Genomic DNA, 14,334 nt, shown 5'->3' with positions numbered 1-14,334 from the left:
AAGGCGGTGTGCGGGAGCGAAGCGGGTCAGTCGGCCGGCAGGGACAGGCCGAGGTCCAGCATGATCCTGCGCAAGATTCCTTGAGCCTTTGTAAAGTCGAGGCCATCGACCGCCGACGACAGCGCCTTCATCGACACCGGATCGATCCAGTCGGCCAATGGCGGCGCCAGAACGGCGAACTCCTCCGCGGCGGCGAAGTTGCTGTCGCGCAGCAGCCGCAGGAAACGGTCCAGCATGGGTTCCAGCGTCTGGATGTCCATCGCCGGTTCCCCACCACCACCGCCGGCATCACCGGACCCGCCACCGGAAACCCCGCCATGGGCGCGCCCCGGCGCAACGGCCAGCCGGGCGGCGGAGTCCAGCACCGCCTCCAGCTCCGCGCGGAGGACCGGCAGCTGCGCCGCCGCCGCCGCGCCGTCGCCGCGGAAGGCGGCGACCTGCACGGCGTCCGCGGCGGCGGACAGCGTGCGGGCGCCGATGTTGCCCGCGAGGCTCTTCAGCTCGTGCCCCAGCGCCTTGGCCCGCGGCAGATCCCCCGAGGCCAGGGCGACGGCGATGCCGTCCGCCACGCCGTCATAGGTCCGGGCGAAATCGGTGACGAACTTGCGGAACAGCCCCACATCGCCGTCGAGCCGGTGCAGCGCGTCCTTCACGTCGATGCCCGGCAACTCGGCGGGAAGCGCCGCACGGGCCGCGGACGGCATGGGCTTGGGCAGCAGCGGCACGCCCGCCGCCAAACCGCCGGCCACTATACCACCGGCTGCCGCCCCCCCCGCCGGCTGGCCGAGCCAGCGCGTCACCACGGAGAACAGCTGCTCCACGTCGATCGGCTTGGCGATGTGGTCGTCCATGCCGCCGTCCAGGCAACGCTGGCGGTCGGACGGCAGGGCGCTGGCGGTCATGGCGATGATCGGCAACCCCTGCCCGGCGGGCCGGGCGCGCAGCCGGCGCGTCGCCTCGAATCCGTCCATCTCCGGCATCTGCACATCCATCAGCACAAGGTCGAAGGGCGGGTCAGCCTCCTCGACGCAGGCGACGGCCTCGTAGCCGTTGCCGGCCAGGGTGACGCGGGCGCCGGCGCGCTCCAGGATCTCGCGGGCCACCTCCTGGCTGATGCTGTTGTCCTCCACCAGCAGCAGGCGGTGCCCGAACAGGGGGCGCAGCGGCTGCGGCCGGAGGAAGCCGGCGGGATGCGCCGCGCAGGCGTGCAGCGGCGTCGCCTCCGCCGCGTCGCCCCCGGCGCCGCGCCCATAGGCGTCGATCACCGCGTCGAGCAGCGAGGAGGCGGTGACCGGCTTGACCAGCGCACCGCCGAGGGCCAGCCCCTCCAGCCCCTCGCCGCCCGCTCCGGCGCCCATCCGCTCCCGCCCGAAGGCGGAAACCACGATGATGACCGGGGCCTTGACCAGCCCGTCGTCGCGGATGCGGCGGGAGGTCTCCAGCCCGTCCATCCCCGGCATCTTCCAATCCATCAGCACGATGTCGTAGGGCGTCCCCTCGGCGGTCGCGCGCTCCAGCTCCGCGATCGCCTCGGCTCCCGACGCGCAGAGCGACGTCCGCCAGCCGAAGGACGTGACCAGCTCGCCCAGCACCTCGCGCGCGGTGAGGTTGTCGTCCACCACCAGCACGGACAGGCCGCGCGGCACCACGCGGGAGCGCAGCGGACGCTCCCCCGCCCGCCCGGCGCCCGCCATGCCGGCCAGCCCGAAGGCGGCGTTGCCGAACACGGCGGTGAAATGAAAATCGCTGCCCTGGCCCGGCTCGCTCGACACGTCCATCACGCCGCCCATCAGGGCGACCAGACGCGTGCAGATGGCCAACCCCAGGCCGGTGCCGCCGTAGCGCCGAGTGGTGGAGCTGTCGGCCTGGCTGAAGGCCTGGAACAGCCGCTCCTTCTGATCGGCGTCGATGCCGATGCCGGTGTCGCGGATCGAGAAGGCCAGGACCGTCCGATCCTCCGTCACCTCGACGGCGCGGACCGACACCACCACCTCCCCCGCTTCGGTGAACTTGATGGCGTTGCCGGCGAGGTTGATGAGCACCTGCTGCAAACGCAGCGGATCGCCGACGAGGTCGAGCGGAACCTCCGGCCCGACCGAGAACAGGACCTCGATGTCCTTGTCCTGGGCCGCCGCGCCGATGATCACCGCCAGGTTCTGCAGCAGGTCGTCCAGGCGGAACTCCACCCGCTCCAGCTCCAGCTTGCCGGCCTCGACCTTGGAGAAGTCCAGGATGTCGTTCAGGATGCCGAGCAGCGACTGCGCCGAGACGCGGATCTTCTGAGCGTAATCGCGCTGCCGCGACGACAGGTCGGTCTGCTGGATCAGATGGACCAGACCCAGGATGGCGTTCATCGGCGTGCGGATCTCATGGCTCATGTTGGCCAGGAATTCGCTCTTGGCGCGGCTGGCCGCCTCGGCCACGGATTTGGCCTGGCGCAGCGCGACCTCGGCCCGCTTGCGCTCGGCGATCTCGTGGAAGACGACGACGGCGCCCTCGACCCGCCCGTCCTCCAGCATGGGCGACGCCGCGAACTCCACGGGGAAGCTGGTGCCGTCCTTGCGCCAGTAGATGTCCTCCGAGCCGCCCCGCGCCTCGCCGGTGCGCAGAACCTCGAAGACCGGGCAGTCGATGGTCGGCGCCGGCGTGCCGTCGGCGCGGGTGTGGTGCAGCAGCACATGCAGGCTGCGGCCCAGCATCTCCTCGTTGCTGTAGCCGGTCAGCGCGCAGGCGGCGGGGTTGGCGAAGGTGATCCGCTCGTCCCGGTCGACGCCGCAGATGCCTTCCGACGCGGATTGCAGGATCAGGTTCAGCCGCCGGTTGGCCCCGGCGAAGGCGCGGTTGGCCTGTTCCAGGCTGCGGGCGGTGGCGTCCAGGTCGGCGTTCGTCTCGGCCAGCCGGCGGCGTCCCACCTCCTCGCGCGACAGGCTGCGCGCCGCCGCCATCGCCAGCGCGGCGCAGGCGGCCACCGCCAGCAGAACCAGCAGGCCGCCGTGGATCGTGCGCTCGCGCCAGGGGGTCAGCGCCTCGTCCTGCGACATGCCGACCTGAACGATCAGCGGCAGGTCCTGGACCCGCAGATTGGCGACGATCCGCTCCGACCCGTCCACCGGGGACCGGCTGAAGATCGTGCCGCCGGTGGACCGCGGCGCCTCGTCCATCGGCGGGGCGACCAGCGGCAGGTCCGATGATGCCGCGGACGGCGGTGCGCCGCTGTCCTGGCCGGACAGGCTGAACAGCAGGGTCCCGTCCTCGCGGTAGACGGCGACCGCTCCCCCGCGGCCGATGTTCAGCCCCTCGAAGAAGAACCGGAAATAATCCAGGTCCACGGCGATGTTGGCGACGCCCTGGAAATTCTCCACGGTCCCGATGCGACGGCTGATGGTGAAGGTCGGCTTGCCCGACAGGCGGCCCCGGATCATCCCGCCGATGTGGAACGCCTCGCCGTTCCGGTGGGCCTGGAAGAAGGCGCGGTCGGTGTTGTTCATCGGCGGCGCCGGGAACTGACGGGTGGTCAGCAGCCCGCTTCCGGCGGCGTCGTGAATCCAGATGGCGCTGATCTCCGGTATGGCATCGGCCATGGCGCGCAGTTCCTGCCACAGCGGCAGGTCGCGCGCGACCGAATCCATCTCCCGCACGCGCAGCCGGTCGTCCACGCGCTGCAAAACGAGGTCGCTGGTGGCGACGGTGCGGCGCACATGCTCGTGCAGCAGGCGGGCGGCGCTCAGCGTCCGGTCGCGGGCATGGCTCACCGCCTCGTCGCGGTCGGCCCAGGTGGCCACCCCCCACAGGCCGACTCCGAACAGGGTGATCACCCCGACGATGGTCGTCAGCAAGGTCCGCAGCCGCGTGCGGGTGGCCGCGGCGGGCCCCTCCGTCGTCAGGAAAGCTTCGTCCATCACCGGTGTCCGCACAATCCGGCGCACGCCGGAGGAGAGAAAATTGCCGCGCATGGTAATTATGGCGTCCGGACGATGTCCTTCGCAAGAGACTTGGAAAGGGCCTCCGCCCGATCGGCGGGCAGGGCCTCGCGCAGGGCCCACGCCCCCTCCTCCGCCGCATCCAGGACGCTGGCGACCAACCCCGCCGCCTCATCCCGGCGCCCCGCGCGGAGGGCGGCGCAAAGCGCCCGGCAGGCGGACGCCAGACGGACCAGCCCCAGGCGGGCCGACGGCGCGATCAGCGCCTGCGCCTCCGCCGCCACGCCGGTGGATGAGCCGCCCGCGCGCAGGTGGCTCGTCCGCCGGGGAAGCTCGTCGAGGAACACGGCGGCCAGACCGGCGCAGGCGTCCTCCCCCACCTCGTCGGCCAGCTGGCGCAGCATCGCCGGATCGAGCGGCTGACGGAGCGGGATCGGCTCCGCCACGGTCCTGGACACCGCGCTCCCTCCCATCGCGGCCATCGGGACCGCCGGGGCCGGACCATGCCGGACGGGGTCGCCCGCCGCATGATCGCCCGCCGCATGATCGCCCACCGCATGATCGATGGCGTCCAGCATGACGGCCCGGTCCACCGGCTTGGCGATGTGGCCGTTCATGCCGGCGTCGTGGCAGCGCCGGACCTCGTCGGGCAGGGCGCTGGCGCTCATCGCCAGGATCGGGATGGCCCCCACCGGCGGCGGCAGGGCGCGAATCGCCCGCGTGGCGGCGTGACCGTCCATCTCCGGCATGTGCACGTCCATCAGCACGAGATCGTAGACGCCGCGCTGAACCGCCTCCACGGCCTGCCGTCCGTTGACGACGGTGTCCACCCGGTGGCCGGCTCCCAGCAGCATGGCCACGGTCAGTTCGCGGTTCATGGCCAGATCCTCGGCCAGAAGGATGCGCAACGGGCGGCGCAGGCGGATCAGGAGGTCCGCCGCGCACGGGGCGCGACCCCGGACCGGCGGAGCGGATTCCGGAAGCACCAGCGACAGCCAGAAGGTGGACCCGACGCCCGCCTGGCTCTGCACCCCGACCGTCCCGCCCATCATCTCCACCAGCCGGCGGCTGATGGCGAGGCCCAGGCCGGTGCCGCCGCGCGACCGGTCGATCTGGCTGAAACGCTGGAACAGTTGGCCCTGCCGGTCGGGCGGAATGCCGATCCCGGTGTCGGTGACGCTGATCGTCAGATGGGGCCCGGCGGGGGTATCGGCGTTCTTCACGATGGTCAGGCCGATGCCGCCATGCTCGGTGAACTTCACCGCGTTGGCCAGCAGGTTCAGAACCACCTGCCGCAGCCGGTCGGGATCGCCGCTCAGCCAGTCCGGGACGTCCGGCGCGACGGCGGCGTGCAGCGTCAGCCCCTTCGCCTCGGCCTCCAGGCGCAGCACCGCCGCGCAGTTGGCGATCAGGTCGCGGATGGCGAAGGGGGTGTCGTTCAGCACCAGCCGCCCCGCCTCGATGCGGGAGAAGTCCAGCACATCCTCGATCACCGTCAGAAGCGACCGCCCGGCGTCGCGCACCAGACGGGCGTGGTGGTTCTGCCGGGGCGTCAGATCCTCGTCCAGCAGCAGGCTGGCGAAGCCCAGGATGCCGTTCAGCGGCGTGCGCATCTCGTGACTCATGGTCGCCAGGAACTCGGCCTTGGCGCGGCTGGCCGCCTCGGCGTCCAGACGGGCCTGGATCAGCGCCTGCTCGTTGCGCTTGGCCTCGGTCACGTCGGTGACGATCCCATCCCACACGATGTCGCCGTTGTCGCGCCGGACGGCGCGGCTGGAGGCGCTGATCCAACGGATCTCGCCGTCGGACCGGACGATCCGGTATTCGAGATTCCACGGGGCCAGCGTCTCGGCGGAGGCGTGGATCGAGGCGTAGACGCGCGGACGGTCATCGGGATGGAGGATGCGGCTCAGCGCCTCCATCGTCACCCGCTCCGTCGGCGGCAGGCCCATCACCTGGAAGAAGCCGGGGCTGCAGTAGGGAAAGCGCAGCCGGCCGTCCGCCCCGAGCACCCGCTGATACACGCCGCCCGGCAGGTTCGCCACCGTCGCGGTGAAGCGGCGCTGGCTTTCGGTGAGGGCGATCTGGAGATCGAGGCGCTCCTGCTCCTTGCGCAGGAAGGTGCCCAGCGCCAGCGTGCCGAAGAGGTTGCCGAGACTCAGCGGCACCAGAGCGGTGTCCATCAGCCGGCGCGCCATGTCGGGGGGCAGCAGCAGGAAGCTGAAGGGCGCCATCACCGTCACCAGCAGGGCCAGCGCGGTCAGGTGCGCGTTGCCGAACCGCCCGCTCCGGCGCGCCGCCGCCGCCACCAGGACGCCGATCAGCCCCGCACCGGCCAACGAGGTGACTCCCGCCACCGCTCCCGGACCGCCCATCCAGACGCGGAAGGCACCGGACACCGCCGCCGCCGCCCCCCCGGCCAGAGGACCGCCGAACGGGCCGGCCAGCCCGACGATGACGTTGCGCGCGTCGATGAACAGGCCCGGCGCCACCCGCACCGGATCGGCCATGCCCAGCACCGCCACCCCGCCGAACATCAGGCCGAGCAGGACATTGGCCAGCGGCGCCGGCCAGCCGGCGGCGCGGCTGCGTATCTGCAGGAAGACGACCGCCACGACCGCGAACAGTCCAATGTTCTGCGCCAGCCCGAGCAGCAGTTCGCTGGAAACCATGGTCATCGCATCCCCCCTGGCCATCGCAACCCTCTGGCGATCCCGTTTTGCATTTTGCCTGTGTGGCGCGACGCGGATTCGCATCGTGCGACGCATTCCCGTCACGCGGGCGGATGCCGCTGCGTTCCGGTCCGCCCTTTCGCCGGTTTCACGCAAGGGGCATGCCGCTCCGGAGGTGGTCGCCCGTCATGGGCAGCCCGGCGGAGGCACCCCGCTCGGCATCGCCGTCCGGGGTGGCGGGGCGCCTCCGCCGCGGGAGGGGAAAAGCCCCGCTTTCCGCGCCGCACCACGCCTTTCGGGGCACCCCGCCCGCACCGGCAATCGTTGCAAATGCCATAGGCCTGTGACGTTCCGGGGACTTCCGCCAACCGGGCCGGCGGGACGGGTGTATGACCGGGTTAGTACCGAATTCCGGCGGGGCAAAAGGGCCTGCGATCCCGTTGGCAAGCGGGATACCGGCGGTACCGCGCCGGTGTCGCCCGAAGACTGCGCTCTCGCCCGAAGGGGTCCTCCGATGGGTTTCACGCCGTGAAAGCCGGGGATGGGACGACCATCGGGGCGGCTATCAGGGCTGTGGCGGGGACGGGAGGCGGTAACGGGAGAAGGTTCATGCAGCACGCCGTTGCCGGGGCCCCGCGGTTGTCCGTGGTGGTTCCCTGCTACAACGAGGCCGAGGGGATCGGCGAATTGCACCGCCGGGTGTCCGCGGCCTGCCGCGCCGAGGTCGGGGAGAGCTATGAGCTGATCCTGGTGGACGACGGGTCGCGGGACGGCACCTGGGGCCGCATCGCCGGTCTGGTGCGCGACGACCCGGCGGTGACGGGGGTGCGGCTGTCGCGCAACCACGGCCACCAGCTCGCTTTGACCGCCGGCCTTCATGTCTGCCGGGGCGAGCGCATCCTGATCATCGACGCCGACCTTCAGGACCCGCCGGAGTTGCTGACCACCATGATGGCCCGCATGGACGCCGGGGCCGACGTGGTCTACGGCACCCGCATGGCCCGCGACGGCGAGACCTGGTTCAAGAAGGGCACGGCGGCGCTGTTCTACCGCCTGCTCGACCGGCTGGTCGACATCGAGATCCCCAAGGACACCGGCGACTTCCGCCTGATGAGCCGCCGCGCCCTGGAGGTGCTGAACGCCATGCCGGAGCAGCACCGCTTCATCCGCGGCATGGTGAGCTGGATCGGGCTGAAGCAGGAACCGCTGCCCTACGACCGGCAGGCCCGCGCTGTCGGCGAGACCAAGTACCCGCTGGGCAAGATGATCCGCTTCGCGGTGGACGCCATCACCAGCTTCTCCATCAAGCCGCTGCGCGCCGCCTCCTACATCGGCTTCTTCTTCGCGCTGTGCGCGGTGCTGGCGCTGGGCTACGCGCTGGTAAGCTGGTCGCAGCACGCGACGGTCCCCGGCTGGACCAGCGTGATGGTCGTCTCGCTGGTGCTGGGCAGCACCCAGCTTCTGATCCTCGGCGTGCTCGGCGAGTATCTGGGGCGGCTCTACATGGAGACGAAGCAGCGACCGCTGTTCGTGGTGGACCGCATCGCCCGTCATCCGGACGCCCTGGCCGCCCATCAAACCGCCGTCGAAGCCGGGGTGCCGGCCGCGCCGGCCCCCGCCACGGTGCCCCTGGGGACCGGCATCGCCGCGGCCGCCGGGGCCTTCTCCCGCATCGAGGTCAACAGCGGGGCCAACCGTTGAGCGGCACGGAAGGCCGGCGGCGCGCCGCTCCCTGGACGGCCATCCGCTTCGCCGTGGTCGGTCTGCTGAACACCGGGGTGGATTTTGCGCTGTTCCTGGCGCTGGTGTCGCTGGCCGGCGTCCCCGTCCTGGCCGCCAACGCCGTGGGCTACGGCGCCGGCGTGCTGTGCAGCTTCCTGCTGAACCGCAGCTGGACCTTCCGGATGCGCCGGGAGGCGGCCCCGATGGCCCGCCGCCTGCCGCTGTTCCTGGCCTTCAACCTGGTCGGGCTGGGGCTGTCCACTCTGGTGGTCGGCCTGCTGGTCCCCACCGTTCCGCCGCTGGCCGCCAAGATCGCGGCGACCGCCGTCACCTTCGCCTGGAACTACTGGTCGAGCCGGCGCTTCGTCTTCACGGCACCGGCCGCCAATCCCCTGACCTGATTCCCGGCCTGATCCCCGCCCTGATCCCCGCCCTGATTCTGCGCTCCGGTTGCGCCGCCGAACGCGCGCGGGCGCTTTGCCGCAACGGCGAACCTTGACCGCCGGGCGGCCTACCCCAATCTATGACGAGGCGGCGCCGAGCTTCCCCTTTCGGGCCGCCAGCCAGCCGGGCGCCGGAAACGGGCCCAATGTGCAACTCGCTCGCCTCTCGAGGAGGATGCGCCGTGACGACACGTCTTTCGCTCTTCAACAGTCCGCTGCTCCTGGGCTTCGACCAGTTCGAGCGCACGCTGGACCGCATCGCCAAGAACTCCGCGGAAGGCTATCCGCCCTACAACATCGAACAGATCGGGGACGAGGGCCTGCGCATCACGCTGGCCGTGGCCGGCTTCACCTCCGAGGACCTGTCGGTCCAGATCGAGGACAACCAGCTCGTCATCCGCGGCCGCCAGACCGACGACCGCTCGCGCATCTACCTGCACCGCGGCATCGCCGCCCGCCAGTTCCAGCGCAGCTTCGTGCTGGCGGAGGGGATCGAGGTCGTCGGCGCCTCCCTCGACAACGGCCTGCTCAACATCGACCTGAAGCGGCCCCTGCCGGAACCCAAGGTCCGCACCATCAAGATCGAGCAGCCCGCCCAGGCCGCCAGCGGCACCGCCGGACCGCAGACCATCGACGTCGCGCCCGACCGCGGCGACGCCTGACCGGTCTGCGCGCTCCGCCGCCCACACCTCCTCGACCGATTCGTCCAAAGGACCGCGTCATGAACAGCTTCGACATCGACTCCGACAAGGCCGCCGCCTACCTGCGCCAACTGTCGCCCCAGGATTTCGCCGGCTTCGGGCTGGACCATGTGGCCTATGTCCGGCCGGTGACCGTCGACGACGCCCCGGCCTTCTCCGTCCACGCCGCCGACGGCACGCCGCTGACGGTGCTGGCCGAGCGCGACGTGGCCTTCGCCACCGTCCGCCAGAACGACATGGAGCCGCTGAGCGTCCACTGACGCCCGGGGGCGTCGTGTCTCTGACGCCCGGACGTTTTGCCGCAGCCTCTCCGGAGGTTGCGAAAGGGCCGGTCCATCGCGGACCGGCCCTTTTCGTTTCTGTACGACCGGTGCTATGACATTGCTCCGGGACGCCCCCTTCAACCCTTGCCTGCCCCCCTCAACCCGCTATCCTTGTGGGGGACCGCGACAGTGGCCAAGCGGGCGGATGGGCGCCGGCTTGCGGGGAGATGGCATTGAGCGACGGGGCAGACACCAGCGAGGCCGTGGCCGAGGGTGCGGGAGACAAGTCCGCCCGCCCCCAGGGCGGCGGCCGGCGCAAGCAGTGGGAGGACGAGGCCCGCGACGCGCTGCACATCATGCCGCTGTCGGCCATCCCGCTGGAGACGCCGGGGCTCCAGCACGCCCGCCTGATCAAGAATGTGCGGTTGCAGACCGTCGTGGAGATGTTCCACGACGTCCAGACCGGCAGCGGGCAGGTTTCGCCGCGCCATCTCACCGCCTATTTCGAATCCTACAAGGAGGAGGTGGAGCGCGACCTCGTCAAGATCGAGAAGATCGCCGCCGCCTCCAGCTTCGACGTCTACACCTCCCGCATCGAACTGCGGCGGATGAACATCGATGTCAACAGCATCGAGTCGCTGACCCTGTCCGACCGCAAGAAGGAGGAGCTGACCAACTACATGCGCGTCTTCACGCGCCCGCTGGTCGAGTATGTCTACGGGTCCGAGGACATGCAGGTCCAGGACGTGAAGGACATCATCGGCATGTTCTCCAATCCCAACCGGGACGAGGCGCTGCGCAACCTGCGCATGATGGCCGACCGGCTGGACATCGAGCTGGGTGAGATCCCGCAGTTCCTCGAGGAATACGGCGACATCTTCCTGTCGCTGGCCTATTTCAAGAAATGCCTGGACGACATCGTCCCGGAGATCCAGCGCTTCCTTTCCTGGATGGCCGAGATCCGCAGCTCCACCGAGGTCAAGCGCGACGCCCGGCAGATGCGCATGCTCGACGAGATCAGCCGCGACCTGACCGACATCTCGACCTCGATCACCGGGCGGTTCGAGAGCTTCGACAACCGGTCCAAGGACTTCTGGCGCGACATCAACGCCGAGACCTTCCATTCCATCCGCGAGCTGATCGCCTCCCACCACGTCACCATCGGCGGCGTGCTGTGCGGTCTGGCGGTGAAGATGGACCTGTGGAAGGCCCGCTTCGCCCGCGGCGGCGGCGGCCCGAACCGGCGCATGGAGTTCGTGAAGTCGGAAATCCTGCCCGGCCTGTCCCACATCAAGTCGCTGGAACAGTCCGCCCGCTCCGCCAGCGCGTGACCGTGCGCGCCGCCATGGACACGCCCGCGATCGGACAGCCCCGCACGCCCTACCGCCGCCGGCTGATGGGGCGGCGGCTGCCGGTGCTGCTCGGCGCGGCGCTGGTGCTGGCCCTGCTCGGTCCCTTCGGCACCTTCGCCGATCTGACGCTGGCGCAGCGGCTGGCCTACTGGATCGGGCTGATCGGGCTGGGCGGCCTCGCCTTCGAGCTTCTGACCCTGGCCGCCGGCCATCGGCTGCGGGAGCGGGCGGGAGCGTGGCGCGCCACGTTGGCCGGGGTGGTCCTGGCGGTGGCGGCGCTGATGACGTTCACCGTGGCGCTGCTTGAAAGGACCTTGCGCGGGATGGACTTCCTGCGCCCGCTGGGGCTGGCGGAGCTGTTCGTCTACGTCGTCCTCGTCACCCTGCTGGTGTCGGCCATTCCGGTCTGGCTGGAGCTGCGCGACCGCGGGCTTCTCGCCGGCCCCACGCCGCCGCCATCCCCGTTCGTCCCGGACGACGCGCCGGCATCATCCCCGGCGGAGCGGCCGGAGCCCGCCTTCCTCGCCCGCCTGCCGGCGCGGCTCGGCCGGGACCTGCTGGCGCTGGAGATGGAGGACCATTACGTCCGCGCCTACACGGCGGAGGGCAGCGACCTGATCCTGATGCGGCTGCGCGACGCCATCGCCGAGCTGGCCGGGCTGGAGGGGATGCAGGTCCACCGCTCCCACTGGGTCGCCGCCGCGGCCGTCGCCGGGGTGGAGCGCAAGCCGGACGGCAAGCTGGTGCTGGTCCTGCGCAACGGCCTGCGCGTGCCGGTCAGCCGCAGTTACGCGGCGGCGGTCCGCAAGGCGGGCTGGGTGGAGAAGGCGGGGCCGTGACCAATCCCCCCCAACGAGCACACGACTTCGTTGTGAAAGCCCGACCCGATCTCAGACATCCCACACAATAACGGATGCCTCCTCTACCCCATCCGCCGTCGATTACCTTCGTATCTTTGTTAGATCACTCGAAATGTCGATACCCTAAGGACATTCATTCAAGAATTCCCTTCAAGACCCGACTGCGATGCCATACCATCGAATTCACGGGGATTTTTCCATCAATCACACTGAAAAGGCTGATGCAACCCAAGTGATAACCAGCGCAAACCTTACGCTGATAATTCCGCATCGCTCTCCATAGTCTTCATCGACATCATCGGATGGTCGGGGGATCGGAACCGCTGCGATCCCTCGCCCGACAGGACATCCCTGCGCCCATCGCCGCTCGCCTCCCGCCGCAGAACCGGGTTCGGGACCGCCGACCCGCGTCTCCGTTCCACCCAAACCTTGCGGGTCCCATGACGTACCGCCCCGACATCGACGGCCTTCGCGCGGTATCGATCCTTTCGGTTCTGCTGTTCCACGCGAAGTTTTCCCTGTTCAGCGGCGGATACGTCGGCGTCGATGTGTTCTTCGTGATTTCCGGCTACCTCATCGGCTCGATCGTTCTGAACGACACGCAGCGCGGCCGCTTTTCCCTCGCCGACTTCTATGTCCGCCGCATCCGTCGAATCCTTCCCGCACTGTTCGCGGCGCTGGCGGTCACCGCGGTGCTCGCCCTGTTCCTGCTGTCGCCCCAGGAGTTGAAGAGCTTTTCCCAGAACCTCGCGGCGACCACGCTGTTCTCGTCCAACATCGTCTATTATCTGAAGTCCGGTTATTTCGAGAACGCGGCGGAGATGAACCCGCTTCTCCACACCTGGTCGCTGGGGGTGGAGCAGCAATTCTACATCGTCTTTCCCCTCGCCGTGCTGGCCCTGCTTCCATACAGGCGTTCGGTGTGGGGCGCCGTTCTGCTGGCGGCGGCGACGGCGTCCTTCGCCCTGGGGGTGTCGCTGGTGCGGGATCATCCGGTGGCGGCCTTCTACCTGCTGCCGCCCCGGCTGTGGGAACTGGTGCTGGGCGCCCTTCTCGCCTTCGGCGCCGTTCCGGACAGCCGCAGCCGCGCGGTGCGGGAACTGGCCTGCGCGGTCGGCGCCGCCCTGATCCTCGTCAGCGTGTTCGCCCTGTCCGAGGCCACGGCCTTTCCGGGCTACGCCGCGCTGCTGCCCTGCCTGGGCGCGGCGCTGGTCATCCATGCCGGGCGGAGCGGTCCGACGGCGGTCGGGAGAATGCTGACTCTGCGCCCCATGGTCTTCATCGGCCTGATCTCCTACTCCATGTACATCTGGCATTGGCCGCTGATGGTCTTCGCGCGGTTCTACAAAGGGCGGGACCTGACCACCAAGGAGACGCTGATCCTTCTCGCGGCCATCGCCGCGGTGTCCCTGCTGTCCTGGCGGCTGATCGAGGTTCCCTTCCGCAAGCCCAGGGCAGCGCCGGGTGTGCAGTCCGACCGCCGGCCGTCCAAGGTCTTCGCGCGGACCGGCTGGGTCATGGCCGGGCTGGCGGGGGTCGGGCTGCTCGGTCATCTGTCCGACGGGCTGCCGCAGCGCTTCACCGACTACGCGCCGCAGGACATCTCAGGGCGGGAACTCTACAAGGAACACACCTGCTTCCTCGAAACCGACCAGCCGCCCGAGGCGTGGCCGGGCCTGGAGAATTGCCGGATCGGTTCGCCGAAGGCGGAGGCTCCCACCGCCCTGCTCTGGGGGGATTCCTTCGCCGCCCATTACGTGCCGGGGCTTCAGACCGTCGCCGACACCCTGCCCTTCAACATCGTGCAGTACACGGCGTCCGGCTGCCCGCCCATCAAGGATCTGCCGGTCAACGCCCGCCCGAATTGCCAGGAGTTCAACCGTCGCGTCGATGAACTCATCGATCGCAACGGCATCCGCATCGTCATCATGGCGGCGCGGTGGGAATGGTACATGGACACCAACGCGCTCGATCTCCGCCGCCTGCACGAGACCGTGGAGGCGCTGCGGAACCGGGGCATCCGCATCGTCGTGCTGGGGCAGAGCCCGGTGTTCCGCTTCCGCAACCCCTACGACCACACCTATTTCATGAAGTCGGAGCGCGCCTATTCGATCACCGGGCAAGCCGCCGACCAGCCGGTCATCGCCGCGACGCGGGGCGCGCGGTTCGTCGACACCTCCGACTATTTCTGCGACCCCGACCCCTGCAAGGCCCTTCCGCTCTGCCGGATCAGGGATAAGGAGGGCTTCTATTTCCTGGACCAGGGCCATTTCTCGGCCCACGGCAGCACCCTGATCGTGCAGAGCATCCAGGAGATTCTGCGCGCCCCCGATCCGGCATACGGAGAGTGAGGCACAAGAACGCCGCGCAGCGGGAAGGCGGTGTCGCCCCCCACTGCGCC

Annotated in this window: 9 protein-coding genes; 7 read left to right on the top strand and 2 right to left on the bottom strand. The window is 69.8% G+C overall.

All coding sequences use genetic code 11. From position 1 onward, the window contains the following. Nucleotides 1-26: 26 nt before the first annotated feature. Together DXK32_RS14000 and DXK32_RS13995 are read right to left on the bottom strand one after the other, a co-directional pair. Nucleotides 27-3,899, bottom strand: coding sequence for a response regulator (locus DXK32_RS14000; RefSeq protein ID WP_114859067.1), 3,873 nt, complete (start codon nucleotides 3,897-3,899; stop codon nucleotides 27-29). 59 nt (nucleotides 3,900-3,958) lie between these two features. Beyond that, a complete protein-coding gene (locus DXK32_RS13995; RefSeq protein ID WP_162801177.1) occupies nucleotides 3,959-6,598 on the bottom strand; it encodes an ATP-binding protein in 2,640 nt (879 codons plus the stop codon). Nucleotides 6,599-7,201: 603 nt separating this feature from the next. On the opposite strand from DXK32_RS13995, the gene DXK32_RS13990 reads away from it, so the two are divergent. The 7 genes from DXK32_RS13990 (at nucleotide 7,202) to DXK32_RS13960 (ending at nucleotide 14,284) form a co-directional block, all read left to right on the top strand. Further along, nucleotides 7,202-8,293: a glycosyltransferase family 2 protein gene (locus tag DXK32_RS13990; RefSeq protein WP_114859065.1), complete on the top strand. Its 1,092-nt coding sequence runs from the start codon at nucleotides 7,202-7,204 to the stop codon at nucleotides 8,291-8,293. Then, the gene (locus DXK32_RS13985) at nucleotides 8,290-8,715 is read left to right on the top strand and encodes a GtrA family protein (protein WP_205215715.1); all 426 of its coding nucleotides are present in this window, start codon (nucleotides 8,290-8,292) and stop codon (nucleotides 8,713-8,715) included. The genes DXK32_RS13990 and DXK32_RS13985 overlap by 4 nt, the downstream gene beginning before the upstream one ends. Nucleotides 8,716-8,939: 224 nt before the next feature. Then, nucleotides 8,940-9,419 (top strand): Hsp20 family protein, encoded by a 480-nt coding sequence (locus DXK32_RS13980; protein WP_014239222.1) that lies wholly within the window; start codon nucleotides 8,940-8,942, stop codon nucleotides 9,417-9,419. A gap of 59 nt (nucleotides 9,420-9,478) precedes the next feature. Continuing rightward, nucleotides 9,479-9,718, top strand: coding sequence for a DUF1150 family protein (locus tag DXK32_RS13975; RefSeq protein ID WP_114859064.1), 240 nt, complete (start codon nucleotides 9,479-9,481; stop codon nucleotides 9,716-9,718). Nucleotides 9,719-9,954: 236 nt separating this feature from the next. Continuing rightward, the gene (locus DXK32_RS13970; protein WP_114859063.1) at nucleotides 9,955-11,052 is read left to right on the top strand and encodes a hypothetical protein; all 1,098 of its coding nucleotides are present in this window, start codon (nucleotides 9,955-9,957) and stop codon (nucleotides 11,050-11,052) included. A 14-nt stretch (nucleotides 11,053-11,066) separates the two neighbouring features. Next, entirely contained in the window at nucleotides 11,067-11,912 is an 846-nt protein-coding gene (locus DXK32_RS13965) for a LytTR family DNA-binding domain-containing protein (RefSeq protein WP_114859087.1), read from the top strand. 461 nt (nucleotides 11,913-12,373) lie between these two features. Next, nucleotides 12,374-14,284: an acyltransferase family protein gene (locus DXK32_RS13960; protein ID WP_162801176.1), complete on the top strand. Its 1,911-nt coding sequence runs from the start codon at nucleotides 12,374-12,376 to the stop codon at nucleotides 14,282-14,284. The last annotated feature ends 50 nt before the right edge of the window (nucleotides 14,285-14,334 follow it).

Source organism: Azospirillum brasilense (genome assembly GCF_003349955.1).
In the GTDB taxonomy this organism is placed as follows: domain Bacteria; phylum Pseudomonadota; class Alphaproteobacteria; order Azospirillales; family Azospirillaceae; genus Azospirillum; species Azospirillum brasilense_B.
This window is presented reverse-complemented; position numbering and strand designations above follow the sequence as displayed.

Excerpts from the sequence above, each read along its gene's own strand:
- DXK32_RS13975 (WP_114859064.1), top strand. The coding sequence starts at position 9,479 with ATGAACAGCTTCGACATCGACTCCGACAAGGCCGCCGCCTACCTGCGC.
- DXK32_RS13990 (WP_114859065.1), top strand. The coding sequence starts at position 7,202 with ATGCAGCACGCCGTTGCCGGGGCCCCGCGGTTGTCCGTGGTGGTTCCC.
- DXK32_RS13995 (WP_162801177.1), bottom strand. The coding sequence starts at position 6,598 with ATGACCATGGTTTCCAGCGAACTGCTGCTCGGGCTGGCGCAGAACATT.
- DXK32_RS13960 (WP_162801176.1), top strand. The coding sequence starts at position 12,374 with ATGACGTACCGCCCCGACATCGACGGCCTTCGCGCGGTATCGATCCTT.
- DXK32_RS13965 (WP_114859087.1), top strand. The coding sequence starts at position 11,067 with ATGGACACGCCCGCGATCGGACAGCCCCGCACGCCCTACCGCCGCCGG.
- DXK32_RS14000 (WP_114859067.1), bottom strand. The coding sequence starts at position 3,899 with ATGGACGAAGCTTTCCTGACGACGGAGGGGCCCGCCGCGGCCACCCGC.